29 protein-coding genes are annotated in these 25,604 nt (G+C 57.1%); 15 read left to right on the top strand and 14 right to left on the bottom strand.

Features of this window, described 5'->3' with window-relative positions:
* Window positions 1-8 precede the first annotated feature (8 nt).
* Both F1C16_RS18215 and F1C16_RS18220 read left to right on the top strand, forming a co-directional pair.
* Window positions 9-905: a mechanosensitive ion channel family protein gene (locus tag F1C16_RS18215; protein WP_185282014.1), complete on the top strand. Its 897-nt coding sequence runs from the start codon at window positions 9-11 to the stop codon at window positions 903-905.
* Between the two features lie 178 nt (window positions 906-1,083).
* Entirely contained in the window at window positions 1,084-2,046 is a 963-nt protein-coding gene (locus tag F1C16_RS18220) for an SMP-30/gluconolactonase/LRE family protein (RefSeq protein WP_308461639.1), read from the top strand.
* 94 nt (window positions 2,047-2,140) lie between these two features.
* On the opposite strand, the gene F1C16_RS18225 is transcribed toward F1C16_RS18220, so the two are convergent.
* The 6 genes from F1C16_RS18225 to rsmI form a co-directional block, all read right to left on the bottom strand.
* Window positions 2,141-3,133, bottom strand: coding sequence for a hypothetical protein (locus tag F1C16_RS18225; protein WP_185282015.1), 993 nt, complete (start codon window positions 3,131-3,133; stop codon window positions 2,141-2,143).
* 527 nt (window positions 3,134-3,660) lie between these two features.
* Window positions 3,661-3,999 carry a hypothetical protein gene (locus F1C16_RS18230; protein WP_185282016.1) on the bottom strand — a complete coding sequence of 113 codons (339 nt, stop codon included), beginning with the start codon at window positions 3,997-3,999 and terminating at the stop codon, window positions 3,661-3,663.
* A gap of 120 nt (window positions 4,000-4,119) precedes the next feature.
* The gene (locus F1C16_RS18235; protein ID WP_243900266.1) at window positions 4,120-4,329 is read right to left on the bottom strand and encodes a FeoB-associated Cys-rich membrane protein; all 210 of its coding nucleotides are present in this window, start codon (window positions 4,327-4,329) and stop codon (window positions 4,120-4,122) included.
* A gap of 176 nt (window positions 4,330-4,505) precedes the next feature.
* The gene (locus F1C16_RS18240; RefSeq protein WP_185282017.1) at window positions 4,506-5,303 is read right to left on the bottom strand and encodes an inositol monophosphatase family protein; all 798 of its coding nucleotides are present in this window, start codon (window positions 5,301-5,303) and stop codon (window positions 4,506-4,508) included.
* A gap of 79 nt (window positions 5,304-5,382) precedes the next feature.
* Complete coding sequence (lnt, locus tag F1C16_RS18245) at window positions 5,383-7,083, bottom strand: apolipoprotein N-acyltransferase (RefSeq protein ID WP_185282018.1); 1,701 nt, start codon at window positions 7,081-7,083, stop codon at window positions 5,383-5,385.
* A 127-nt stretch (window positions 7,084-7,210) separates the two neighbouring features.
* Window positions 7,211-7,945 carry a 16S rRNA (cytidine(1402)-2'-O)-methyltransferase gene (gene rsmI / locus F1C16_RS18250; protein ID WP_185282019.1) on the bottom strand — a complete coding sequence of 245 codons (735 nt, stop codon included), beginning with the start codon at window positions 7,943-7,945 and terminating at the stop codon, window positions 7,211-7,213.
* A gap of 134 nt (window positions 7,946-8,079) precedes the next feature.
* On the opposite strand from rsmI, the gene F1C16_RS18255 reads away from it, so the two are divergent.
* From F1C16_RS18255 to F1C16_RS18265, 3 genes are all read left to right on the top strand, one after another.
* A complete protein-coding gene (locus F1C16_RS18255; protein WP_185282020.1) occupies window positions 8,080-8,607 on the top strand; it encodes a hypothetical protein in 528 nt (175 codons plus the stop codon).
* A 68-nt stretch (window positions 8,608-8,675) separates the two neighbouring features.
* The gene (locus tag F1C16_RS18260) at window positions 8,676-8,909 is read left to right on the top strand and encodes a hypothetical protein (RefSeq protein WP_185282021.1); all 234 of its coding nucleotides are present in this window, start codon (window positions 8,676-8,678) and stop codon (window positions 8,907-8,909) included.
* Window positions 8,910-9,022: 113 nt separating this feature from the next.
* A complete protein-coding gene (locus tag F1C16_RS18265) occupies window positions 9,023-9,727 on the top strand; it encodes a metallophosphoesterase (protein ID WP_185282022.1) in 705 nt (234 codons plus the stop codon).
* 94 nt (window positions 9,728-9,821) lie between these two features.
* On the opposite strand, the gene F1C16_RS18270 is transcribed toward F1C16_RS18265, so the two are convergent.
* Both F1C16_RS18270 and F1C16_RS18275 read right to left on the bottom strand, forming a co-directional pair.
* Complete coding sequence (locus tag F1C16_RS18270) at window positions 9,822-10,613, bottom strand: tol-pal system YbgF family protein (RefSeq protein WP_185282023.1); 792 nt, start codon at window positions 10,611-10,613, stop codon at window positions 9,822-9,824.
* A 76-nt stretch (window positions 10,614-10,689) separates the two neighbouring features.
* Window positions 10,690-11,205, bottom strand: coding sequence for a hypothetical protein (locus F1C16_RS18275; protein ID WP_185282024.1), 516 nt, complete (start codon window positions 11,203-11,205; stop codon window positions 10,690-10,692).
* Between the two features lie 167 nt (window positions 11,206-11,372).
* Between F1C16_RS18275 and glyA the strand changes: the two genes are divergently transcribed.
* From glyA to F1C16_RS18295, 4 genes are all read left to right on the top strand, one after another.
* Window positions 11,373-12,665, top strand: a complete 1,293-nt coding sequence (glyA, locus tag F1C16_RS18280; protein WP_185282025.1) for a serine hydroxymethyltransferase — start codon at window positions 11,373-11,375, stop codon at window positions 12,663-12,665.
* Window positions 12,666-12,809: 144 nt separating this feature from the next.
* On the top strand, window positions 12,810-13,673 hold the full coding sequence (tatC, locus tag F1C16_RS18285; protein ID WP_258048957.1) for a twin-arginine translocase subunit TatC: 864 nt from the start codon (window positions 12,810-12,812) through the stop codon (window positions 13,671-13,673).
* A gap of 127 nt (window positions 13,674-13,800) precedes the next feature.
* Window positions 13,801-14,118 (top strand): thioredoxin family protein, encoded by a 318-nt coding sequence (locus F1C16_RS18290; protein ID WP_185282026.1) that lies wholly within the window; start codon window positions 13,801-13,803, stop codon window positions 14,116-14,118.
* A 10-nt stretch (window positions 14,119-14,128) separates the two neighbouring features.
* Entirely contained in the window at window positions 14,129-14,371 is a 243-nt protein-coding gene (locus F1C16_RS18295; RefSeq protein WP_185282027.1) for a DUF6952 family protein, read from the top strand.
* Window positions 14,372-14,580: 209 nt separating this feature from the next.
* On the opposite strand, the gene F1C16_RS18300 is transcribed toward F1C16_RS18295, so the two are convergent.
* Both F1C16_RS18300 and crtD read right to left on the bottom strand, forming a co-directional pair.
* Window positions 14,581-15,273: a carotenoid biosynthesis protein gene (locus F1C16_RS18300; protein WP_185282028.1), complete on the bottom strand. Its 693-nt coding sequence runs from the start codon at window positions 15,271-15,273 to the stop codon at window positions 14,581-14,583.
* A 146-nt stretch (window positions 15,274-15,419) separates the two neighbouring features.
* Complete coding sequence (gene crtD / locus F1C16_RS18305; RefSeq protein ID WP_185282029.1) at window positions 15,420-16,925, bottom strand: 1-hydroxycarotenoid 3,4-desaturase CrtD; 1,506 nt, start codon at window positions 16,923-16,925, stop codon at window positions 15,420-15,422.
* 162 nt (window positions 16,926-17,087) lie between these two features.
* On the opposite strand from crtD, the gene F1C16_RS18310 reads away from it, so the two are divergent.
* Entirely contained in the window at window positions 17,088-17,666 is a 579-nt protein-coding gene (locus tag F1C16_RS18310) for a hypothetical protein (RefSeq protein ID WP_185282030.1), read from the top strand.
* A 154-nt stretch (window positions 17,667-17,820) separates the two neighbouring features.
* Here F1C16_RS18310 and F1C16_RS18315 read toward each other — a convergent pair whose 3' ends face one another.
* The 3 genes from F1C16_RS18315 to F1C16_RS18325 all read right to left on the bottom strand — a co-directional run bounded on the left by F1C16_RS18315 (window position 17,821) and on the right by F1C16_RS18325 (window position 20,160).
* On the bottom strand, window positions 17,821-19,011 hold the full coding sequence (locus tag F1C16_RS18315) for a class I SAM-dependent rRNA methyltransferase (RefSeq protein ID WP_185282031.1): 1,191 nt from the start codon (window positions 19,009-19,011) through the stop codon (window positions 17,821-17,823).
* Between the two features lie 60 nt (window positions 19,012-19,071).
* Window positions 19,072-19,605 carry a hypothetical protein gene (locus F1C16_RS18320; protein WP_185282032.1) on the bottom strand — a complete coding sequence of 178 codons (534 nt, stop codon included), beginning with the start codon at window positions 19,603-19,605 and terminating at the stop codon, window positions 19,072-19,074.
* Window positions 19,606-19,704: 99 nt separating this feature from the next.
* Complete coding sequence (locus F1C16_RS18325) at window positions 19,705-20,160, bottom strand: hypothetical protein (protein WP_185282033.1); 456 nt, start codon at window positions 20,158-20,160, stop codon at window positions 19,705-19,707.
* 143 nt (window positions 20,161-20,303) lie between these two features.
* Here F1C16_RS18325 and kaiC point away from each other — a divergent pair, with 143 nt between their 5' ends.
* Genes kaiC through F1C16_RS18350 form a run of 5 tightly spaced genes read left to right on the top strand, consistent with a single transcriptional unit; the run spans window position 20,304 to window position 24,896 of the window.
* Window positions 20,304-22,037 carry a circadian clock protein KaiC gene (gene kaiC / locus F1C16_RS18330; protein ID WP_185282034.1) on the top strand — a complete coding sequence of 578 codons (1,734 nt, stop codon included), beginning with the start codon at window positions 20,304-20,306 and terminating at the stop codon, window positions 22,035-22,037.
* Between the two features lie 43 nt (window positions 22,038-22,080).
* The gene (gene kaiB / locus F1C16_RS18335) at window positions 22,081-22,377 is read left to right on the top strand and encodes a circadian clock protein KaiB (RefSeq protein WP_185282035.1); all 297 of its coding nucleotides are present in this window, start codon (window positions 22,081-22,083) and stop codon (window positions 22,375-22,377) included.
* Between the two features lies 1 nt (window position 22,378).
* Window positions 22,379-22,708: a circadian clock KaiB family protein gene (locus tag F1C16_RS18340; RefSeq protein WP_185282036.1), complete on the top strand. Its 330-nt coding sequence runs from the start codon at window positions 22,379-22,381 to the stop codon at window positions 22,706-22,708.
* Entirely contained in the window at window positions 22,701-24,437 is a 1,737-nt protein-coding gene (locus tag F1C16_RS18345) for a PAS domain-containing sensor histidine kinase (protein ID WP_185282037.1), read from the top strand. The genes F1C16_RS18340 and F1C16_RS18345 overlap by 8 nt, the downstream gene beginning before the upstream one ends.
* A gap of 45 nt (window positions 24,438-24,482) precedes the next feature.
* A complete protein-coding gene (locus F1C16_RS18350) occupies window positions 24,483-24,896 on the top strand; it encodes a response regulator (protein ID WP_185282038.1) in 414 nt (137 codons plus the stop codon).
* A 12-nt stretch (window positions 24,897-24,908) separates the two neighbouring features.
* Here F1C16_RS18350 and F1C16_RS18355 read toward each other — a convergent pair whose 3' ends face one another.
* Entirely contained in the window at window positions 24,909-25,583 is a 675-nt protein-coding gene (locus F1C16_RS18355) for a hypothetical protein (protein ID WP_185282039.1), read from the bottom strand.
* Window positions 25,584-25,604: the final 21 nt, after the last annotated feature.

Here is a 25,604-nt window from a genome sequence, read left to right on the forward strand (position 1 = left end):
ACTATCCTATGTTCGGATTAACTGACTTCCATCGTATTTTCACTTTACTAACAGATAAGCTTGGCCGCTGGGTAAGGCAGTTTATTTTGCTGCTGCCCAATATGATCATGGCAGTGCTGATTCTGGTCATCACCTACTTTGTAGCGCGGTTGGTGCGCCGGGTGGTAAGCAATCTGTTGCCGCGCGTGTCGCACAGCGCTACGCTCAACAACTTGGTCATCACCATCACCTACGTGGGTGTGCTGCTTGTGGGGCTGTTCTTCACGCTGGAAGTGCTCAGTCTCGATAAAACCGTGACGTCGCTGCTGGCGGGCGTCGGGATTATTGGTTTGGCGCTGGGTTTTGCGTTTCAGGATATTGCGGCCAACTTCATCAGTGGCATCATCATCGCCATTCAGCGGCCGTTCACGGTTGGCGATGTTATTCAGACGGAAAGCTACTTCGGCACCATCGAGAGCATCAACCTGCGCACCCTGGACCTGCGCCAGGTAACGGGCGAGCTGGTGCGCGTGCCCAACCGCAAGGTGTTCGAAAGCTCCGTGATTAACTACACCGTGACCACCCACCGCCGCGTAGACGTAGAGTGCGGCGTGACCTATGACACCGACCTGGAAAAAACCCGCGACGTGGTATTGGACTGCATGCGCGGCTTCCCCAACCTGCTCACCGACCGGCCCGTGGAGGTGATGTTCACGGGGTTCGGCGAAAGCTCTATCGACTTCACCCTGCGCTTCTGGATTCCCTACCGCAAGCAGGTCGACTACGTGGGCGCCAAAAGCGAAGCCATCATGCGCATTAAGCGCGCCTTCGATAAGGTAGGCATCGTGATTCCCTTCCCCATTCGCACGCTGGATATTTCGCCCGAGCTGCTGGAGGAAATCAGTAAGAAGATGGTGCGCGAATAGGCTGACCCCTCCCCTCCGGGAGAGGAGTGCCAGACGACGCGCACGAGAATTATTGAATGCACCTCTCTCCCAGAGGGGAGGGGGCGGGGTCACGCCACCTGACGTTGCGAAAAGATTCTACTTACTTAAATAGCCGCCAGAAAGTCCGAACGGCTTGCAAAACGCTTATATGCTGTATATGAAATGGATGAAAACCGGTAGTCGATTGCCCGTCATTGTGGTAGCAGTGCTGCTAGTGATACCCGCCGTCGTAACCAAACGCGCAATGGCTACGGATACTATTGCTATGGATACACCCGACAACCAAACCGCTCAGTTGGTGGCCGATTCTGCTACGCCCCAACTTATTGCCCGGCAATTCAAATTCACGGAAGGCCCGGCCGTAGACCGCCAGGGCAACGTGTTTTTCACCGATCAGCCTAATAACACCATCTGGCAATACGACACCAGCGGCAAGCTGTCGTTGTTTATGGCTGATGCGGGGCGAGCCAATGGGATGTACTTCGATGCCAAAGGCCACCTGCTGGCCTGCGCCGACGAGCACAACCAGCTGTGGTCCATCGACCCCAACAATAAGAAGGTGAAGGTGCTGGTGAAAGACTTTGGCGGCAAGCGACTAAATGGCCCTAATGACGTATGGGCGCACCCCAAAACCGGCGGTATCTACTTCACCGACCCCTACTACCAGCGCGACTACTGGGCACGCAATAGCCCCGATATGGTAGGCCAAAAGGTGTTCTACCTGGCCCCCGGCCAAACTCAGCCAGTAGTAGTAGACGACCAATTGCGCAAGCCCAACGGCATCATTGGCACACCCGATGGCCGCTACCTCTACGTGGCCGACATCGACGGCGACAAAACCTACCGCTACCAGTTCGGCCCCGACGGCCACCTCACCGACAAGCAGCTGTTTGTGGAGCAGGGCTCCGATGGCATGACCCTGGACGAAAAAGGCAACGTGTATCTCACCGGCAATGGCGTGACCGTGTACAGCGCCGCTGGCCAGAAACTCGCCCATTTCGACGTGCCCGAAAAATGGACCGGTAACATCTGTTTTGCCGGCAAAGACCATAAAATGCTGTTTATCACCGCCTCAGAGGGAATTTATAAGCTGTCTATGCGCGTGAAGGGCGCATACTGACAAGCGTTACCCCCAACGGGGCGGCCCTCCATTTCCTGGATGGCTGCCCTGTTGGGGGTAATTTAAGCTGGCTGATGCCAATGCTGTTGTAGCGTTAGCCGTCTATTGGCTCCATCACAAGCGTGAAGGTTGCTGTAAGTACAAGGCCCGTAGTGGCTTGCGTCTGCACCGTCACTTCGTAAGCGCCTGCCTTCAGTGTTGTGTTAGCAGCCACCGATACCTTGCCGGTTGCTTCGTCTACCGTAAACAACTGTTGTGTATCCGTGAAAGCGGCACCGTCCTTCTTGATACCGATCATCGAGAACTTGCCTTTGTATTTATCGGGTGAGAAGGTAGGGGCCTTGGACGTGTAGGCATTGCCCAGACCCATAACGATGCGGTTTTCCAGAATCGTCAGGTCATAATCGGAGTAGTAGGTGCCAAAAAAGAACTTCGGCTTGGACATCAACACCACCCGGAACTGCTTGCGGGCCACTTCATACCCATCTTTCGTTAGAATGGGAATCAAGTCGTATATCCACTCGCTCTTTTGCGCGGAGTCACCCGCGTCGGCACTCACCACTACCTCGTCTTTCACCAAGTTCACTTTGCCGTCGGGGCGGCCGTTTACGTGGAGGTAGAGGTAGGTATTGGCGGGGTTGATGCCTTGGTAGTCAACCGTATAGCGTTCCTCCTGCTTGCTGTAAATAGCGTACGCATACGGAATCTTGTCGGTGGCACTAAGGTCCTTGATAGCCAGTTGCGTAGGCACCACCCGAATTTTGATAGTCGACTTTACGGGTTGGAAGCCTGCTGTGGAAGTGGCTACCAGCGTAGCCGTATACACCCGCGGCGTTTGGTAGCTGGTCGTGATGGAAGTCATACCGTTAGGATACAGCTTACCAGCATCAACGGTCACAGTATTTGTGCTGCTGTTAAATGTAACAGCGTTGCGCATAAAAGTACTCAGTGAGTCCGTATCATTGAGTTTGATACGTGGATTGGCTTTGAAATCAAAAGCTAAAGTGGCATCCTTCAGATTGTTGTACTCAGCAGGTAGGGAGAGCTGCACCGTCTGACCATAGACCAGCGTCAAAGAATCAGGCAACGTAAAAGGGGGTAAATAGCCGTAATTGATGTTTTCTATTACCTCTTCTTTTTGACAGCTAAAGAGCCCAAAGCTAGTGAGCAAGCCAACAAGTATCGGAAAGAGGGTGAGCAGAGCCCGTTTTGGGCGAGCGTAAAAAAGTGACATACGATGCGTGTTAAGTACGCCGCAAAGCTACGACGAGAAGTTATATATGAAACATTGTTTCATATATAACTTCTCGTATACTACTATTCAACAGTTTCTAATGGCCCCATATTCGGGTAGGCCAGTGCTTGAAGGCACATAGCAGTTGTGAAGCCCTACCTCCTGGCGGGAAGCTAGCCTTCACCCCGAGACAGTATCAAAATTCTTATCACCCGCGCCAATGGCGACCAATAGCGGGTCGAGGTCAGTGCTAGAACGAAGAGGGTAGGACGTACTTACAGCGCTGATATGATGTAAGTTAAAAGCAAAAAAAGTGCGCCCCGAATGTATTCGGAACGCACTTTTTAAATGCGAGTTGTTCAGTATTTACTGACAGCTAACTACTTGGTGCCTTTTACCAAGTTCTTGCCTAGGTCTTCAACCGTTTTCAGGAACCCGTCTACGTCGGCGTCGGCATAGGTGCCAAAAGCTGTAGAAATGGTGCCTCTTACACCATCTTTGGCTTCTATAGCGTAGAGAATCGACATATCATCGGGGTTGCTCTCGCCCTCGAAGCGGTAGAAGTCTACAATGGTTACATCCTCGGGGGCATAGGTTTTTTTGTCGTCGCTCATGGCATGCAGGCGGCCATCGGTTACCACAAAATCAGCGGTGTATCCTTCTTGGTTGAGTTTCTTTTCAACCGAAGTCATCGAGCGTTCTTCTTCTTTGTCTTGCATGGGAGTAGGAGTTCTGGTAGAGAGGGTATGGGAGCAGGAAAAGAAACCCCCGCTCCGGCTATACGCAGCCAGGGCGGGGGCAGGTTGTTACAAAGAGTCGGAAACTCGCGGAGAGGCTCGTTATTGACTGATTGCCTGGCGTTTTTCGATGGTGCGTTGCAAGGCGTCTACATCAATAGTGCTGCACGCGCCGCAGCCCTTTGCGCAGCCAGCCGCACTTTTGGTAAAGAAAGCCCGCCAGAAAAGGCGCCCCACATAAAACGCCGCCGCCACAAACAGCGCCGCAATAATGAAATACTGAATTTCGACGGAGGTGATAGTCAGAAGCATAGCGGGTTTATAACTGCGGTAGGGTAGGAAAAGTTTGACTTTCTATTTTCTTGTCATCCTGAGCTTGCGAAGGACCTTCTCCCGGTAGAACGACCATCGTACCAACGACTCGTTCTACCGGGAGAAGGTCCTTCGCAAGCTCAGGATGACAGACTTATTTCAAAAAATTAGCTACCCTACTTCCCCCAATACTCCTTCACCGTTGCCATCATGGCTGGGTGCAGGGCGCCGTTGCTAGCTATCACCTCACGCCCAAAAATCGGGTCGCCTTCTTCCAAGAACTGCGTCACGCGGCCACCGGCTTCCAGCACCAGCAGGATGCCCGCGGCTACGTCATAAGAGTTGATGTTGAACTCGAAATAGCCATCGAAGCGGCCGGCGGCCACGTAGGCTAGGTCCAGGGCCGCCGAGCCTACCCGGCGCAGGCCGTGGGTGTTCTGCATGAAGGAGGCTAGGATTTTTAGGTAGTTGTCGAGCTGGTCGAACTTATAGTAGGGAAAGCCCGTGGCCAGCAGCGAGTCGTGCAGATCATCGGCCGACGACACGCGAATGGGCTTTTCGTTGCAGAACGCCCCCGCGCCCTGCGCCGCCCGGAAGCACTCGTCCTGGTTGATTTCATAGACCACGCCCACTACCAGCGTGCTGCGCTGGATAAGGGCCACACTCACGCAGTAGGCCGGCTGTCCGTGGATGAAATTGGTGGTGCCGTCCAATGGATCAATAATCCAGTTGAACTCCTCGGCCCGGCCGATGGTGGTGGTGCCTTCTTCGGTGATGAAACCAGCTTCGGGCAGCAAGGCACTCAGCTCGGCCACCAGCTGCCGCTCGCTCTGCTGATCTACGTACGATACCATGTCATGCAGGCCCTTGTTCTCGACGCGGCCGCGGTCGAAGTTGGCGGCTTCTTGGCGGATAAACTGGCCGGCCCGGCGGGCTATATCGGCTACTTGCAAGCTGAGGTGGTTGAAATCCATGGGTAGGGGCGCGTGGTATGCGCCCGGTTTTGGTGGTAAAGGTGAGGACGCCGTGCAGGCGTCCGATGGTTGTAGTTGATTAGTAGGGTCTTGTGCCAACGGTGGGCGCCTGCAAGGCGCTCCTACGCCGCACGGCGGCCACGATGGTCCAGGCCAGCAACAAACCCGTCAAAATCTGCATCAATGGGCCGAGTAGCTCGCCGTGGCGCACGTAGAAGGTTTGCTCGGTATTGAGGTGTACGGGGTAGCGGCGGGCGGCTTGCACCCACCAGCCGGTGCTACTCACGCGCTGGCCCTTCTGGTCAATGAAGCCCGAAATGCCCGTATTGGCCGAGCGGGCTACATCGCGGCGGGTTTCAATGGCACGCAGGGTAGCGTACTGGATGTGCTGCAAGTGGCCGGGCGAATCGGACCACCAGCCGTCGTTGGTGATGATGCCGAGCAAGGTAGCGCCATTCTTCACGTACTCGGCCGTGAAATCGCCATAGATGGACTCGTAGCAAATCAAAGGTGCCACGCGTAGCGCCGGCTCGTGCACGGAGCGGAACACAGTGCGCTCTTCCTGGCTGCCGTAGCTGCCCACGGTGCCACCCAGGTCGATGTGCGAAATAATGGACGTCAGTGCCGGCGGAATCTTCTCCACGCCCGGCACCAGCCGCGACTTATGGTAGAAGGTAGGCGCGCCGGTAGGCCCCGGCAGAAACGTCGCCGCGTTGAACACGTCATACCAGCCCATGTCGTCGCGGTAGCGTGCGGTGGGTGTAATGGCGTCGGGGTAACGCAGTACGCCCGTGTAGCCCGTAATCAGCTCTATGCCAGGGTGCTGACCCAGCCACTGCCGCAGACGCTGAATTTTAGGGTTGGCATCGAATGAATCCTCAAAATAATGTTCTTCTAAAGCTGTTTCGGGCCAAAACACCAGGCGCGTCTGAGGCGTTATGTTTTGCTCGGTGAGCGTAAGCAGGCGCGTGAGTTGCTGGTCGTACGGAATGAAGTTCGGATTGCTGGAGAACTTCTCGTTGTAGGGGTCTACGTTGGGCTGAATCACCAGTACCTCGGCTACTTTGCCCTTTTCCTGGTAGCTGCGGCCAATCAGCAGCGAAATACTAATCGGAAGAACTACCGCCAGCACAGGCGCTACCCACCGCCAGCGCTCCGAGCCAAATGACCACGGAGCCACCGTCTTTTTCTCTCCAAACCACGCCCGGAACACCAACAGATTCACCACCCAAATCCATAAAGAGCCGCCCAAAAAGCCGGTGTACTCATACCACTGCACCCACTGGTTGGCTTCGGCGAAGCCGTTGCCGAGCGTCAGCCAAGGCCAAGTGAGGTCCCAGTGCAGGTGCAGTTGCTCGAAGGCAATCCAGTAGATGGGTAGGGAAAGGTAGCCCAACATCGGCCCCGCCAGCCGCTTGGTGTGGTAGAAGGCCATGGTAGGCAGGCACATCAGCAGGGCGTTGAGTACCACCGCCGCAATGCCGCCGCCCAAAGTGCTGTAGCTCACCCACCAGGTAGTGAAGGCGTTCCAGAGCACCAGCGTGAGGTAGGTATACCGAAACACCCGCCAGCCGCTGGCACCGCTGCGCACCAGCAACTGCTCCATGCGTAGGTAGGGTACCCAACCCACAAGCAGCAGCGCCGCCAATCCCGCCGGATGCACAGGCCAGCCCGCCCACAACAAGGCGGCACTCAGCAGCGCTAGCGAAGCAGGTTGCCAGGCCGGCACGGCCGCCGGCTGGCGCAGGGTAGCAGAGGTAGGAGCAGTTTGCGTAGCCATAGCTTAAGTATCAGTTGTTAATGAGTAGTCGTGAGTTTGTGAAGTTGCGAAGTTGTAAGTAAAAAACGCGTGTCATGCTGCGCGGAATGCTCAGCATGACACGCGTTTTCTATTCGCAACTCATAACTCACTCTTCATCATATTTATCTGCCTTGCTGGGCTTTTCGATTTTGGCGCCTTGCACCACCAGCACAATTTCGCCCTTAATGGCCGTACGGCTGCCAAAATCAGCGGCCAGCTCTGCCAGGGTATTGGTCACAGTTTCCTCGAACAGCTTGGTCAGCTCCCGGCTCACGGAGGCCGGGCGCTCTGGGCCAAACACCTCGGCTAGCTGCGTCAGCGTCTTCACAATGCGGTGCGGCGACTCGTAGAAAATCATGGTGCGCGTTTCCTGCGCCAACTCCTGGAGGCGCGTTTGCCTACCCTTCTTCACCGGCAAAAAGCCCTCGAACGTAAACCGCTCGGCCCCGAACCCCGACTTGAGTAGGGCCGGCACGAAAGCCGTGGCGCCGGGTAGGCACTCCACTTTTAGGCCCCGCGCCAGACACTCGCGCACCAGCAAAAAGCCAGGGTCGGAGATGCCGGGCGTGCCGGCATCGGATACCAGCGCCATTCGCTCGCCTCGCTCCAGGCGGTCGAGGAGGCGCTGCACTTGCTGGTGCTCGTTGTGCAGGTGGTAGCTGAGCATAGACTTTTTCAGTCCCAGGTGCTGGAGCAGACGGCCGCTGGTGCGGGTGTCCTCGGCCAGTACGGTATCAACCTCGCCCAGCACCCGAATGGCCCGCAGAGTGATATCCTCCAGGTTGCCGATGGGCGTGGGCACGAGGTAGAGCAGGGTAGGGGTAGCAACGGCGTCAGACATAAAGCAAAGGTACGGAGCGTGGGCGTCAGGCAATGAAAACGGATTGGTGGTGGGTGGAATACAACCCTGTTTTCAGAAAGCAAGTACACATCAGTAGAATTCCACCCACCCCATCACCCGCAACCAACCATCCTATGGCTATTGACCCGAAAGACCGGCCCGTGCGGCAGGAACCCAACAACCAGATTGACGAGCAGGAGCTACGCGCCAGCAACATTACGCCCGGTGCCGACCCGCCCAAAAACGCTGATGCCCGTGGTGGCTACGGCAACCGCGACGGCAAAGAAGGCTACGGCACGGACAGCTCGAACGGCATTACGGCTACCTCGATGAACGAGGACGAAGACCAACTGCGCACCACCGGCGACAATATGCTCACGGAAGATGAGCGTCGTTCGGACCGCGCCGACCAGGACCTGCCCGCCCCCAAAGACACCGACCACCGCCGCGTGAACAATGGCCCCGCCGATGAGCTGGAGGCCGACGACATGCGCAAGGGTCCCGATGAAATGGAAGACCCCAATTCGCGCGTGGGCTTGGGCCAAATGGAGCCCAAAGCGCCCGGCCACAGCAGTGGCGGCGACTTCCCTAACACGGCTACCCCCCAAACCAACGCCGACTTACTGGACCGCAACGCCCAGGACTCGGGATTGGAGGTATAGTCTACCAGGGTAAAACCTTGATAGACAGAGTAAAATATTTTTTGAAATACCCTAAATAGCTGATGATCATGGCAAATCAAGGAGATAATAATAATCAAGCGTCGAAGGAAAACCACGGTAGCCCTTCGCAGTCGGAACAGGCAAAAGGCGCAGGTAATCTGCCCGTAGAAAATCAGGAAGAAGAGCAGCGCCTTGCTGACGAGTACACCAACGATGGCCTAGACGAAGTGCCTGCGCACTTGGTGAACAACCCCAACCGCAACTACGATAAGCCTGACCTGGACAAGCCAGCGTACAGCTAAGCTGAGAGTAGCTTGTTGACTAAGTAAGAAGCACCCGTAGCAGCTGCCACGGGTGCTTCTTACTTTATGGCAATGACCATTCGTTCAATTATTTACATACAAAAAGATTTGCTATGGCTCGTTTCGTCACAACGGATATTCACGGCTGCGCTGCCACATTGCGCCACACGGTAGAAGACGTTTTGCATCTGCGCCCTACCGACGAGCTGTATGTGTTAGGCGATTACTTGAACAAAGGACCCGATAGCCAGGGCGTGCTCGACTACCTGATGCAACTTCCCCAGCGCGGCTATCAGGTGCTGTGCCTGCGCGGCAACCACGACCAGGATTTGCTAGACGCTGCCACGGACCAAGGCAAAGTGGAGTGGGCTTCTGACCCTGACTATCAGCTCACGTTGCAAAGTTTCGGAGTTACGCAACCCAGCGAAATACCCCCCGAATACCTGCGTTGGCTAGCAGCCCTGCCCTTTCAGCACGACCTCGCCGACTATACCCTGGTACACGCCGGCTTCGACTTTCGCCAACCCCCGGACAAGATGCGCGCCGACCACCACACCATGATGACCATCAAGCAGTTTACTTTTGATGCCTCGCGGATGCAGGGGCGCCGCTTGCTGCATGGACACGTGCCTACCCCCACCGCCGAGGTAGAGCGCCACGTGCACAACCATCAGGAAAGCATTGGGCTAGACACTGGTTGCGTCTACCGCCACAACCCGGAACTAGCGCACCTGGCCGTGCTGGAGCTGGATTCGCTTCAGCTAACGTTGCAGCCTAATGTGGAAGAACCCTACCCCATTGCCGTGCGGAAGGAGTAAATTGTGAAGTGGTGAGCTAGAAAGACGCCTGTCATCCTGCGCAAGCGCAGGATGACAGGCGTCTTTCTAGCTCACCACTTCACAATTTACCATCTCACTCTTTCCCTATCACCTTGGCGCGCAGTACTTGCTGGGCTGCCTTCTGATAAGGGTTAAGCGAATCGGCGGCTACTTGCGTGAGCAGCTTGCGGGCTTCGGTGGGTTGACCGGCCCGCCAGGTAGCCATGCTCAAGTGGTAGAGCGCCTTGCCAGCCAGGTCAGATTCTGATTGCTCGCTTACGCGCTGAAGGTAGGGGCGGGCCTGCACGGCCTGCCCTTGTTGGAGCAGGAAGATACCATTGAAATACAGTAAGGTATCCTGCCCCAGACGGTCGGTGGAGAGGCGGCGCAGTACTCGCAGTGCCGCCGGATATTGCTGGTGGCGGTACTGGTGCATGGCTTCAGCCAGCAGCGGCCGGCGCACAAACAGCCGCGCCGAATCGGTGAGGCCGGGGTCGGGCACGTAGTAGCGGGCCCAGGTAGTGGTAGGAGCCGGGCGCAGGAGCAGGTAGGCCAACGCGGCCGCCAGCACTACCAAGGCGGCTATCACAATGCCGCCGCCCCAGCGTGTGCGCCGCCGCCGGATGTCCTCCTTGATGCGGATCAGCGCGGCTTCCCGCTCGTCCAGAGTCTTATCGAGGTTGAGCAAACGCAGGCGCAGGGTTTCGTGGCCCGCCACCCAGCGTAGATCGGCTGTGAGTTGCTGGTAGGCGAGGTAGGCCTGTTGCAGATCAGCGTCGTGTACTAGGCGCTCCTCAAAGGCATCCTGTTCGGCCAAAGTCATCTGCCCATCAGAAAAGCGTTCCAGGTCGTCCAGATACGGGCGTAGGTCGATGGAAGAAGGCATAGCGAACGAAAGGAAGCGGAGCGAGTGAGGAGGTAGATGCTAAAAGTAGGCAGAATCCAGCCGGGCGAAGCGGTGGCTACGCTGGGGTAGCCCCCCGGCTGCGAAGGTGCAAATCGGCGAGTGTGCGCAGGCTGCTGAGCTTTTGCTGGCGAGCCACGGCGGCATTGGGGTAGCCCATCTTGCCGGCTACCTTCGTGAAGTTGTAGCCCCGAAAATAAAAGTACATCAGGATCTTCTGGCTGTCGTCGCTGAGCTGGCGGAAAAAGAGAATCAGCCGGCGGCGGCGCCCGGCCTCGGCGGCGGGGAGCAGTTCGGGAGGCATTTCAATTTCCTTAACCGATTCTTGTAGGGCCAGCGCATAGATGTAGTTGCGCAAATCGTCGGGTGCTTTCGTGAGGCGGCCGTCGGCCACTTGGTCGTAGAACAGCAGCAGCGCATTGCGCAGGCGTTGGTGGGCCTGCGTGTCGGTCAGTTGCTGTTGCTGATTCGCCCACCGGGCAAAGTGGGCGCGGTGTTGGCGGTAAAAATCAACCAACGCGGCTTGGTTGCCAATGCGCAGCTGGGGCAGAATGTCGGCCAGTAGTTGAGCCATAGAAAAGACGAAAAGGCAGGGTAGGAGCGCGGGGCGCACCAGAGGTAAACGGCACTAGGCAAAAACTGTGCGTATTCAAAAATAGCTTTTCAACATTGATAAAGCACTACCCGGATTGCTGCCGGCTTTGTGCTGCTAGTTCTCTGGCTTCGTCCTACCTTTGAGGTATGGAAACGAAAGCCCCCGCCATCGCCCAGGACACCATCGTGTTCGACCTGATTCAACAAGAAAAAGAGCGCCAGACCCACGGCATCGAACTCATTGCCTCCGAAAACTACGTGTCGGAGCAGGTGATGCGGGCGCAGGGTTCTATCCTCACCAACAAATACGCCGAGGGCCTACCCGGCAAGCGCTACTACGGCGGCTGCGAGGTGGTCGACCAAATCGAGCAGTTGGCCATCGACCGGGCCAAGCAATTGTTTGGCGTGGAGTGGGTGAACGTGCAGCCGCACTCCGGCGCCCAGGCCAACGCCGCCGTGATGCTGGCCGTGCTCAACCCCGGCGACAAAATCCTCGGCTTCGACCTCTCGCACGGTGGCCACCTCACCCACGGCTCGCCGGTTAACTTCTCGGGCAAGCTCTACAAACCGTCGTTCTACGGCGTAGAGCCCGAAACCGGCCTCATCGACTGGCAGAAAGTAAAAGAAACCGCCCGCCGCGAGCAGCCCAAGCTCATCATCTGCGGCGCCTCGGCCTACTCCCGCGACTGGGACTACCAGACCCTGCGTGAAGCCGCCGACGAGGTAGGCGCCCTGCTGCTGGCCGATATTTCGCACCCCTCGGGCCTCATTGCTAAAGGGCTGCTGAACAATCCGTTCGACCACTGCCACATCGTTACTACCACTACCCACAAGACCCTGCGCGGCCCTCGCGGCGGCCTGATTATGCTGGGTAAGGACTTTGAAAATCCGTTTGGTCTGAAAACGCCCAAGGGCGAAACGCGCATGATGTCGGCCCTACTCGACTCGGCCGTATTCCCCGGCACGCAGGGCGGCCCCCTGGAGCACGTAATTGGCGCCAAGGCTGTGGCCTTCGGCGAAGCCCTTTCCGATGCCTACACCGACTACACCCAGCAGGTGGTGCGCAATGCCCAGGCCCTGGCCAGCGGCTTCCTGGAGCGCGGCTACCAAATCATCTCCGGCGGCACCGACAACCACCTGATGCTCATTGACCTGCGCTCGAAAGGGCTGACCGGCAAGCTGGCCGAAAACACGCTCATTAAGGCCGATATCACCATCAACAAAAACATGGTGCCGTTCGATGATAAGTCGCCCTTCGTGACCAGCGGCATGCGCATCGGCTCGGCTGCCGTGACGACCCGCGGCCTGCGTGAGCCCGACATGGCCCGCATCGTGGCCTTCATCGACGACGTGCTGATGCACAACGCCGACGACGCCTACCTAGCGCGGGTGCGTGGCGAGATAAACGAGTGGATGCAGCAGTTCCCGCTGTTTGCCTAATTTTAGGGGATGCGTGCGGGTCGAAAGACGAATTAGTAGAGAAAACCGGCCGTCAACATCCTAACGACGGCCGTTTTCGTTTGTCTCTCGTTGCTGCTTCCCCGGCACACGCTATCACCCACCCATTCATTCCTTCACTCATTCGTGGATCAACAGTATATTCAATCCGGCCAGCCCGAGCAGGAAATGTCCTTCATCGACCACCTGGAGGCGTTACGCTGGCATATTATCCGGGCGGCCATTGCGGTGGTGGTGTTCTCGATGGGCGCTTTCTTTTCCAAGGAGTTTCTATTTCACGATTTAATTCTGGGGCCGTCGCGGCCGGATTTCTGGACTTACCGCATGTTCTGCAAGCTGGGCCAGTCTATTGGTGCGCCGGATCTGTGCATTGATAAAATCGGCTTCGTGATTCAGAACCGCGAGATGAGCGGGCAGCTTACCATGCACATCAGCACCTCCTTTATTGTGGGGCTGGTGCTGGGTTTTCCCTACTTATTCTGGGAACTGTGGCGCTTCGTGAAGCCCGGCCTCTACCCCCAGGAACAGGAAAACTCGCGGGGGGCGGTCTTCTTCGTGTCTATCCTGTTTCTGACGGGGCTATTGTTCGGCTACTACATTGCGGCGCCGCTGAGTATCAACTTTTTAGCGGCCTACAACGTCGACCCGACCATTGAAAACCAGATCGACCTGCAAAGCTACCTGAGCACGCTCACCACCATGTCGCTATCGTGCGCCCTGGTATTTGAGTTGCCCATGATTGTGTTCTTCCTGGCCAAAGCCGGGCTGATTACATCCGAAATCATGACCGTGTACCGCAAGCACGCCATCGTGATTATTCTGATTGTGGCGGCCATCATCACGCCCCCAGAAATCACCTCCCAGATTATCGTGACGATTCCTATTGTGCTGCTCTACGAACTCAGTATTCACATTGCCCGCCGCGTGCGCCGCGATGCTACCAAGAAGCTGAATGCGGAGTTGGCTGCCAATCAGGGGGTTAGTGAGTAAGCAATAGTTCTGTTAGAGCGCCCTTGTTCCCAGTGGGAGCAAGGGCGTTTTTCATTAATGGGCTACTCCACTGAATTCGCGTCTGCGAATCCGTGCCTACCTTTGCGGTTCCTTAACCATACAGACGATGCCCGTAACGAAAGCAACCGACGCCGATTTCCAGCAGTTGCTGGAGCAAAATAAAAAGGTAGTAGTAAAGTACTATGCCGACTGGTGCGGCAATTGCCGCCTGTTCACGCCCAAGTTCAAGCGTCTCTCAGAAGCCGAGCAAAACCAGGATATTCTGTTTCTGGATGTGAATGCCGAACACAGTCCCGAAGCCCGCAAGCGCGCCAACGTAACCACGCTACCCTTCTTCGCCGTGTTCGAGGATGGCCAGCTGCTGGAAACCGTATCGGCCAGCAAAGAAGAGGCCGTTGCCGGTCTGATCAGCCGCCTCAACTAGCCCTCTTGCCATGAAAATGCCCGTTATCAAGCAGCTGGTAGAAACCCAGACGCTGCAAAGCTTGGTAGAAGCCGAAGAGGCCCTACTAGACGAGCGCCAGCCCGATTTTGAGGTGCCCGGCGAGGACGAAGGCGAACAGCTCACGCACGTATTCGCGGCCATCTTCATTCTCAACCACATGCGCGACCACGGCGCCGACTTCAAAACCGCCCTGCGCGAATACACCAAGAAAGTCCGCGTGTCGATTAATTAGTGGTGAAGTTGTGAAATGGTGAGTTTGTGAGTGAAAAAGCGTTTGTCATCCTGAGCTTGCGAAGGACCTTATCACATGTGAACGAGTCGTTGTTACGATGGTCGTTCAACTGGCATAAGGTCCTTCGCAAGCTCAGGATGACAGCCGTACTTTTTACTTCGCAACTTCGCAACTTCGCAACTTCGCAACTTCACAAACTCTCAACTTCACTACTTCAAAAAGAAGCCTAGCCCGAAGAAGAATAGCAGCATCAGCAAATACACGAACGGCGCTAGCTCGTTGCGCTTCGTGAAGTTGGTGCGGTTGGCATACACTTGCAGGATGAGCGCAATGGCGAACCAGCCCTTGAAGTTTTGGAACGGGATGATGTGGTAGCGCCATTCCCAAAAGTCGAAACGCACGGCTACCGGCTCGATGCACACGTCTAAGCCTACCATCAGCAGGGCAGCCAGCAGCGCCCGCACAAACTCTGGGGCCGGCACGTAGCGGCTTAGCACTGTGGTTACATAGGTGAGTATCCACCAATTGACGCCGATGATGAGGGGCGTTTCCAGCACTTTCCAGCCCAGGGTAGCCCCGTAGGTGTACTCGCCAAACAGCAGGCCGGTGCGTACGCCCAGCACCTCCACCAAAAAGCCGACTACCGCTGTGGTAATGGAAAACGCAATGAAAACTCCGCTCTTGTTGGGCTGAAAAGCAAATAACAAGGCCGCTGTCAGCAACAGGTTCAGCGGGACGAATTGCAGAAAAAACGAGGGGTCTTGCGAGAAAGCCAGACCCAGAAAGCCCGTAACATAAAACAGCAGCAGCACGCCTTGCGCGAGCCGCAAACGACGGCGCCGGGCGGCCGGGTCTACGACCGATGCTGCGAGCGGCGAGTAGGTAGGATCGGTATGAGGCATGACGAAGGGAAGAGCCGCGGCGGGTAGCGCAACGGCAATATCAGAAGCAAACGGCCGGCAGTCAGCAAAGGTTGAGCCGCCGAAGATAGAGCGTAGCGGCGGCTTGCCCAGCCCCCGCCCCGTAAAAAATTACGCGTCGGCGGAGATTAGCCGGCCTGAGCGACCAGATCGGCCACGATGCGCGCCGAGAGCAGACACAACGGAATGCCGCCCCCCGGATGCACCGAGCCACCGCAGAAATACAGCCCCGGCAACTGCCGCGCAAAGTTGGGGTGCCGTAAAAACGCCGCCAGCATGTTGTTGCTAGAGCTGCCGTAGAGCGCCCCGCCAAACGACGACGTGCGTTGGGCAATGCCTGGCGGGTCCCACACGTGCTCGGCGCGTAGCAGCGGTGCTACGTCGCGGCCTAGCACCCGGCTCACTCTGGCCAGCACGGCAGCGCGGGTTTGGTCTACCAGCGAGGGCCAGTCTTGGCCTTGGTCGTGGGGTACGTTCACCATCACAAACCAGTTCTCGTGGCCGGCGGGCGCGTCTTCGGGTGTTTTTTTGGAGGTGATATTGACGTAAACGGTCGGGTCGGGGCTGATGGTTTTCTGCTGAAAAATGGCATCGAACTCCTGCTTGTAATCCTCAGAGAAGAAAATGTTGTGCACGCCCAACTCGGGAAACTCCGTGCCTACCCCCCAATAGAAAATCAGGGCCGAGGAAGAGCGGGGCTGCCCAAGCGTGCGCTCCGGCGCGGGCTGCGTAGGCAACAGCTTGCAATAGGTAGGCACTACATCCATGTTGCTGATTACCAACGCTGCGCGGTACTGAGCCTGCGCGGTGCGTACACCAATCACGCGCCCATTTTCCACTAGAATTTCCTCTACTGGCTCGTTGTACCGGAACTGCACGCCCAACTCCTCCGCCAGCCGTACCAGGCTCTGCGCAATGGCGTAGATGCCGCCCTCGGGGTAGTAGGCACCAATGCCGTGCTCCAGGTGCGGAATCAGGGAGAGCGTGGCTGGGGCCTGGTAGGGGTCGGAGCCGTTGTAGGTAGCAAATCGGTCGAAGAGCTGCACTAGGCGCGGGTCCTTGGGGAAAGCGCGGGCGTGGCGCTGGTGCATGGTGCTGAGCAGACCTAGCTGGGGTAGGGCAGCCACGGCCTTTAGCACTTCCGGGCTAAGGTAGGTGCTGGCCTTGTGCAGCGACTTGTGCAGAAAGGTGCCTTCCGTAGCACGGTAGGACTTGCCGCTTTGCGCCAGAAACTGCCGCACTTCAGCGGCGGGCGTACCGAGCTTATTTTCTACTTCCTGCGCAAATTTGGCCTCGTCGGCCCAAGCGGTTACGCGGGCGCCATCGGCAAAGAAGTAGTGCGTAATGGGGTCGAGGCGCTCGTAGCGGAAGTAGTCTGCCGGGGTGCGCCCGGCCAGCCGGAACAGCTCATCCACCAGGTGGGGTAGGGTAAACAGCGACGGCCCCCCATCAAATCGGTAGCCACCGGGCAGCGTCAGCTGGTGCATTTTCCCCCCAAACGACTCCTGGGCTTCCAACACCGTGACGGGGTGCCCGGCCGCCGCCAGCCGTATGGCCGTGGCAATACCAGCAATACCGGCACCGATGATGAGGGCCGGAGCCGCTGACGTGTTGTTGTGTGAGGTAGTGTGCAAGGCGTTAAAAATCGATGCTACCAGTAATATGGCATGATAGTAGATTTTGAATATATAACATCATTTTTCTACTCTTATACCCTCGTTATGTTTACTTTTCTGAGGCAGCCGTGGCACCGTGTAACACTGTATATAGGTTTTCTGTTCTTAACCGGATGCAGTATGCCGGCGCGCTTGTATACCAGTCCGACCGCGCATCAACCCCAGCAACGGCCGCGTTCGGTTGCCATTGTGCCTTTGGAGCTGGTTTCAGTAATAGATGATGTTCCCGGCAATCGAAACTACGCATCCAACTCCACACCCGGCGAGGAATCGATGTTGCAGGAGATGCTCTTCGCTACCTTATTGCAGCACGGACGCAATAAGCAGCTGACTGTCCGTAACGTAGAGCGCCGTCAGCTAACCGCCGATTCGCTGTTGCCATTCGGCGCGCTGGCCCAGCAATTTGGGGTTGAGTCGATCTTGGTGGCCCGGCTATACCGCACGCAACGGCTACAGGCAGTGGCAGCTTCTACCGTTTTAGTACAGAGTCCTGCGGCTACTACCACTACCAACACTGCGCCTGCCGTGTCTTCACACGATGAAGTGATGCTCGACCTAGCGCTCTACGACCAGCGCGGGCAATTGCTCTGGAAATACAACAACCGAGGCACTACGCATATGAGCTACTCAACGGTAGGCGGCATCACAGAGCGACTGATGGAAGAAGGATTGCGCTACTTCCCGTTTGCCAGGCGGTAGCCAGCATAGGAGGCTAGTAGGCGCTGGGTAGTGAAACTAGCTTGATTAGGTAAGCGAGTCAAACTAGTTTCACTTATCTACCTGCAAACATTTGTGCGCGCAATTAAAAATTAAAATTGCGCGCACAAAGAAGCCGGCAGCCATCTATTCTGTTCTATTCCACGGCCAGCACTAGCCCTTTCAGATATTCGCCTTCTGGGTGAAACAGGCTCACGGGATGGTCGGCGGGCTGGGTGAGGCGGTGCAGGATGCGCGCCGGCCGCCCGGCTTCGATGGCCGCGGCCATGATGGCGCCTTCAAACAGCTCCATGCTCACCACCTGCGAGCAGCTGAACGTGAACAGCAATCCGCCCGGCGCTATCTGCTTGATACCGGCCACATTCAGGCGCTTGTAGCCCATCAAAGCGTTGTGGCGGGCCGAGAGGTGCTTGGCGAAGGCCGGCGGGTCCAGCACGATGAGGTCGTACTGGTTGTGGCGGTCTTTCAGGAAGCTGAACACATCCTGGGCATAAGCCTCGTGGCGGTCGGCGTGGTCAGTTAGGGCCGCGTTGTGGTCGGTTAGCTCAATGGCTTTTTTGCTGGAATCGACGGAATGCACCAGCTCGGCGCCAGCTTCGAGGGCATACACCGAGAAGCCGCCGGTGTAGCAAAACGTATTCAGCACGCGGCGACCGGGGGCGTAACGGGCCAGCAGGCTGCGGTTGTCGCGCTGGTCGATGAAGAAGCCGGTTTTCTGGCCCGTTTCCCAATCCACCACGAAGCGGTGGCCGTTTTCGTGCACAATGTGTTCCTGCCCGCTGCTTGCGCCGAACAGGTAGCCATTTTGGGCGCCGGGCGCGGCTTTGGCGGGTACGGTTTCGGCACTTTTATCATACACAGCCCGCAAACCGGGTACCACCGCCTGCAAGGCCGCCGCAATATGTGGCCGGGCGCGGTACATGCCGGCGCTGTGCGCCTGCACCACGGCCACATCACCATACACGTCGATAATCAGGCCGGGTAGGCCGTCGCCCTCGGCGTGGGCGAGACGGTAAACGTTGGTATTGCCTTGCCCGGTCAAGCCCAGGCCTTGACGTAGTTGGTAGGCGTTGCGCAGCTTTTCTTCCCAGAAAGCGGCCTCTGGCAGTTGTGCATCCGGTCCAAAATCCAGCATCCGCACGGCGATGGAGCCGGGGGCGTAGTGCCCTACCCCCAGCACCTCACCGCCGTGGGCCAGCACCGTTACGGCTTCACCCTCTACTACCTCGCCCTGCAAACGGGCAATGGCCCCCGAAAACACCCACGGGTGGCGGCGGCGCAAGGATTGGTCTTTTCCGGGTTTGAGCGTGATGGTAGCAGAAGTCATGGGCTGAAACAAGCAAGTAGACCACAAAGATAACCTGTTCCGACTGCTCCCGCTGCACGCCTACCAATATGGGTCGATATAGGCTATCAGCACGGCTAGGGCAGCAAGGCCTAGGAGAATGGCCCACACCAAACCGCCCCAGATCAACAGACCAATCAGCGCGATAGGGGCCACAATCAACCCCAACACGCCTAGTACGGTGGTGCCCAGGCCCACTTCAGTGGTATTGCGGTGTACGCCTGCTGGGTGCTTCACAGCGGTGCGCCCTACTGCACGCGCCAAGCGTTGCGGAAGGCGTTTAGTGGCAGTTGTCAAGGCTTTGGGTTGCGTGGTTGGGTGCGATGCACGCGCCTTCGCACGGGACTTGGGCGATGTATCAATAGGCAGTGGCTCCGCTGTAGCTGAGGGCGTTTCGGCCGTTGGGGTAAGCGTGGGGGGGGTAGGGGCCAAGGCTACCGCTGGCTCAGTCAGCCGCACCTGGTAGGCTGTGGGGGTAGGCCGGGCGCTCTGGCAGCCCACTGCCAGGGTGAGCAGCACGAAACCGACAAGCAAAGAAGAAAGCAGCCGCAGGCGGCGGAGGGTAGCAATCGACATTAGGATAAACAGTTGACAGGCGAAGAAACGTACGGTTCAGGCGTATACGGCGGCGCGGGCAAGATGGCGCGTTGCCGCCGCGTGCGGAGCAATAAAGCCCTACCCTTGCGGCCGACCAAACACGCGCCGGTACACCGGCCGGCGGTAGGCAAACTGCGCCCACATAGCGGGATAGAGCAGCACATCCAGTATCCGCGAGCCGGTACGGTAGGTGATATCCTCCACAATCACGCTGCCCAAGCCGCGAGGATTAGGCTCTATAAGGTGGCGATGGCGCCAGTAGCGCAATGGCGCAGGCAGCTCCTGGCCTTCATCTATGAAATACTGGCTGCCATCGGGCAACTGGCCGGCCTCGGTGATGAGGCTGGTCCAGCGCCAACGCTTGGGCCCCACGGCCAACTCAATTTCCACTCGGTCGCCGGGGCGGCTGCCGTCGAAACGGAGCAAGTGCAGGGTAGGAAAAGGGGGCGCCAGGGACTCAAACAAGGCCCGGTCGAAGCCAGCCAGTACGCGGGCCGGTGGTTGGGCTACCCGGGTGCGAAGGAGGAGATGCATATCTGCCAAACGGACGTAGCACCGGTTTGGTTGAAGGGCAGAAAACAACTTGTGCTGCTGAACAAGAGTTGCGACGCAAGCCGGGCCGTTCTCCGAGAACACACGTATCTTGTGGTAGAATTCTTCGTTCGAAAATCAACTCTATGCTAGAGGATACTGCTTCTTTATCAACCTTGCCTACCCTGCCCAAGTCGCTGACCGGCATTGATGGCTTAGATGAGATTACGGAAGGTGGCTTGCCTAAGGGGCGGCCTACCCTGGTGTGCGGCAGCGCCGGCTGCGGCAAAACCCTGATGGCCATCGAGTTTCTGGTGCGCGGTATTCTTGATTACAATGAGCCGGGCGTGCTCATGACCTTCGAGGAAACCGCCGCCGAGCTGTCGGCCAACGTGGCATCGTTGGGCTTCGACCTGCCCCAAATGCAGGCCGACAAACTGCTACGTCTCGACCACGTGCATGTAGACCGCTCCGAGATTGAGGAAACCGGCGAGTACGACCTCGAAGGTTTATTCATTCGCTTAGGTTACGCCATCGACTCCATTGGGGCCAAGCGCGTGGTGCTGGACACAGTGGAGGCGCTTTTTTCGGGCTTTCCCAACGAGGCCGTATTGCGCTCCGAGATTCGGCGGCTGTTTCGCTGGCTGAAAGACAAAGGCGTGACCACCATCATCACTGCCGAGCGGGGCGAGGGCACGCTCACACGCCAGGGCCTGGAAGAATACGTGTCGGACTGCGTGATTTTGCTCGATAACCGCGTCATCGACCAGATTACTACCCGCCGCCTGCGCATTGTGAAGTACCGCGGCAGCACCCACGGCACCAATGAATATCCCTACCTCATCACCGAGGAAGGCTTCTCGGTGCTGCCCATAACTTCCCTGAACTTGCAGCACGAAGTGTCCAACGACATCGTGTCGTCGGGGGTAGTGGCGCTGGACGAGATGTTTGGGCGGGGCGGTTTCTACCGTGGTAGCAGCGTGCTGATAACGGGTACGGCCGGCACGGCCAAAACTACGCTATCGGCTGCTTTCGCCGCCGCCGCTTGTCGTCGTGGCGAAAAATGCCTGATGTTTGTTTTCGAGGAGTCGCCGAAGCAGCTGGTGCGCAACATGCGGTCTGTTGGGTTGGATTTGCAACCGTTTCTGGATCAGGGTCTACTGTACATCGAAGCCTCGCGGCCTACCCTCAATGGGTTGGAGCGGCACTTGGTTACGGTGCACAAGCTTATCGGCAAGCACAAGCCGCAAACGGTGGTCATCGACCCCATCACTAATCTGATATCGGTGGGTAGTCTGTCAGAGGTGCGTAGCATGCTCACGCGCCTGATCGACTATCTGAAGGTGAATGGCATTACGGCGCTGTTTACGGCCCTCACCAGTCCTCGCAATGGGCAGAGCGAAATGACGGAAGAAGGCGTGTCTTCGTTGGTGGATACGTGGATCAATGTACGTGACTTAGAAGGCGTGGGCGAACGAAACCGGGGGCTCAGCATCCTGAAATCGCGCGGGATGGGACACTCCAACCAGGTACGCGAATTTCTGGTAACCGACAATGGCATTCAGCTGCTCGACGTGATTATTGGGCCAGGCGGCATCGTAACCGGCGCCGGGCGCCTCACTCAGGAATTGCAGGAGCAGGCACAAGCCGTGGTTAGGCAGCAAGAGCTGATCCGCAAAGACCGCGAACTAGAACGCAAACGCCGCGTATTGGAAGCAACGATTGCCAATCTGCGCACCGAGTTTGAGTCGGTAGAGGAGGAGCTGCGCCAGATCAACGACGAAGAAGCTACGCGCCGCGAAGCCTTGCACAAGGGCCGGCAGCACATTGCCAATCTCTCTATCGGGCGAATTGCTACCCCGCCCGACGATCAGCCATAAGCAGCTATCCGTGGAAAATGCACTTGTTACCACTACCCCCAGTATGGAAAAGGAAACCTGGGAGCTGCGCCTTTACGTAGCCGGACAAACTGCCAAATCGGTAACTGCCCTGAATAATCTACAGAAATACTGCGAGCGGTACCTGAAAGGTCGTTATCAGCTGGAAGTGATTGACTTACTGAAAAATCCGCAGTTGGCGGAGGGCGACCAGATTCTGGCCATCCCTACCCTGGTGCGCAAAGTACCCTCGCCCATTCGTCGCATCATTGGCGACTTGTCGAACCAGGAGCGGGTGCTAGTAGGGCTGGATATCCGGCCGCTGGAGAGCCCCGAGCAATAGAATGGCAACGGAGCAACCGCCGACGCTTGCCGAGGCCGACTACGTTTTTCAACTGTTTATCACTGGAGCTACGCCCAACTCTACCCGCGCTGTGCGCAACCTGAAAGACATCTGCGAGCAGTACTTGGCGGGCCGCTACGAGCTACAGATTATTGATATTTACCAGCAACCGTTGCTGGCGAAGGAAGAACAGATTATTGCAGCCCCTACCTTGGTGCGCAAACGTCCTCTGCCGGTGCGCCGGCTAATTGGCGACTTATCAGAACGGGCCACGGTGCTAGCCACGCTGGGCCTACCCGACCCACCTACTACTGACGACGGGAATGGCTGAACCTGAGATGACCGTAGCGGCACTACTGCGCGAAAAGGAAGAGCTACTCTTGCGTTTGCAGGAAGCAGAAGACCTGATTTCGGCCGTGCGTACGGGTGCCGTCGATGCCTTGGCCATTCAGGGCGCCGATGGGCCGCGCATCTTCACGCTGGAAGGCGCCGACCAGGGCTACCGCACCCTGATTGAGCAGATGAACGAAGGTGCCATGCTGCTAAGTCAGGAAGGCATGATTCTGTACGGCAACGCGGCGCTGGCAGAACTGCTGCAACAGGGACTGGAGGATATCATTGGTACTAACTTCGCCGCTTTCGTGCCAGCGGATTTTCAGCCCTCATGGCAGGCCATATGGGCGAAAGGGTGGAGCATCGGGAAAAGCAAAGGGGAACTGCCACTCCGTACGTTGGCGGGGCAGTTGTTGCCGTTGTCGTTGTCGGCCAATGTGCTGCAATTCAACGGCGGGTTGGTGCTGGCTTGTATTCTGACCGATTTATCCGCTCACCACGAGATAAAAGCCATTCGGGCGCTAGTAGCGGAGCAGAATATTGAAATCAGTCGGCAGCAGCAGGCCCTGAAGATTCAGGAAGCTGCCCAGCAGCGCGTCGAGCAGGCCGCCGCCGAAGTGAGCCGCCTGCTGGAAGGCATTCCGCAAATTGCCTGGACTGCCAATTCAGAGGGCGTATCCACGTACTTCAATCGTCGCTGGTTTGACTACACCGGCCGTACCGCTGACCAGCTGGAGCAGGCGTGGTGGCGCGACTACCAGCATCCGGCCGACAGGGACGCCGCTGCTGCCCGCTGGCAGCAAAGTCTGGAAACCGGGCACGTATTTGAAGCCGAATTTCGCTTGCTTGACCACACGGGGACGTACCGATGGATGCTCAACCGCGCCCTACCCTCTTACAACGAGCGCGGGGAGCTAATGCAGTGGATTGGAACCTGCACGGATATTCACGAGCAGAAAATGACGCAGGTGCGTATCGATCAGGCGCAGAAGCAGTTGCAAGAAAATAATGCCCAGCTACAACGCGCTAACATCGACCTGGACAACTTTATTTACACGGCCTCACACGATCTAAAAGCACCCATCAGCAACATAGAGGGCCTGCTGCATGCGCTCCTGGAGGAGCTGCCCAGTGCCGACGACAGTAGCCCATCGGCGCAGCCGGTAGCAGCGCTGCTGACGATGATGCAAGATTCGGTAGACCGCTTTAAGCGCACGCTCGACCACCTCACGGAAGTCACCAAGTTGCAAAAAGAATACGCTGCACCCACGGCCTGGCTGCCGTTGAGCGCCACCATCCAGGACGTGTGCCTGGACTTGGCGCCGCTGATTCAGGAATTGGGGGTACAGCTGGAAGTGGAGATTACGGATTGTCCGGCGGTGTTATTCTCCGAAAAAAACCTGCGCAGTGTTGTCTACAATCTGCTCAGCAATGCCCTCAAGTACCGGGCGCCTGATCGGGTACCGCACGTGCGTATCTGGTGTCAAATGACCGACGATTTCCTTATCCTCTCGGTACAAGACAATGGGTTGGGCCTGAATCTGGCTACCCATCAGCACAAGCTATTTGCCATGTTCGAGCGGTTTCATACCCATGTAGAGGGTAGTGGCATTGGACTCTATATGGTAAAGAAAATCATGGAAAATGCCGGCGGACGCATCGAGGTACAGAGCGAGGTGGGCGTTGGCTCCCTGTTCTCAGCCTATTTTCGACGGCAGTATATATAATGCAGTTGCTTCTGTATAAGCAAGATATATCCTATACGCATACACATGGAAAAGCTGACCTGCGCCCTTCTGGTAGATGATGACCAGACAAACAATTACCTCAATAAGCTATTACTTAGTCGTCTTCAAGTTACGGATAAGCTACTAGTTGCTCTCAACGGTCAGGAAGCGCTGGCGTTGGTAGAGGAACATTGCCGCGATGCCTCGCCCTCGTGCCCCGCCCTTATTCTGTTGGATGTAAAAATGCCCGTCATGAACGGCTTCGAGTTCCTGGAAGCCTACGCGCAGTTGACCCTACCCCGCAAGCACGCCATTATCATTGTGATGCTTACTACATCGTTGCACCCGCAGGATATGGAGCGTGTGCAAAAGCTACAGGTCGATGGTTTTCTCAGTAAGCCGTTGACCAAAGAAAAGGTAGAAGGCATTCTGGAAACGTACTTCAACCGGCATCTATAATGTATATACGTCTTATAGTGAGTAGGATAGGGTAGGGGTGAGCGTCAGCATTTCGAAGGTTCTGCCTGATGTTAAGTAGTAACCCCGCGCTTTTATCCCCAAGCGCAGGCGGGTATCAATGGGGCGAGAGTATTCTAATCCGGCTACGACGCCACCTTCTTCGGGGTAGCTGTTGCCCATGTTGCTCTCGTCGATGGTGGTGTAGGGGGCGCCGTAGGAATTGGGAGGGCCTGGGTAGAGAGTTTGTGAGGCAGTAGTTATATACAATAGTCCGGCGTGCACTTTGAAATCGGGCGTTAGGGCGCGCTCGTAGATGGCTTGGAAAGCGTTATTGACGTAGCGCAGGCGGAAATCGACATAGCGGGTAGCACCCCAATTAGTAAGATAGGCAATGTGCTTTTCGTCCATATTCACGCTGCGTGTGTAGGCTAGCGCCACGGCTCCAGCCCTACCTACCCGGTACGAAACTTCGGCGCCGCCCGCAGTGCCCAGAAAATTAACGTGTTGCAGCTCATAGGGAGTATCCTTAAAGGACGACGCAAAGAAGTTGCCTACCGCCCCGTAGTGTACCTGCACCGCGAAACGACGCGTCGTTGGCGCTTCCTGAGCTTGAGCAGCCTGCCCCCAGCTTAAAAGCGCTAGAGTTGCTGTCAGAAAGAGCGCGCTGGTAGTAGATATTTTACGCATATAGAGTTGTTAATAATCAGG

Origin of the sequence: Hymenobacter sp. NBH84, assembly GCF_014217645.1 — a bacterium.
In the GTDB taxonomy this organism is placed as follows: Bacteria; Bacteroidota; Bacteroidia; order Cytophagales; family Hymenobacteraceae; genus Hymenobacter; species Hymenobacter profundi.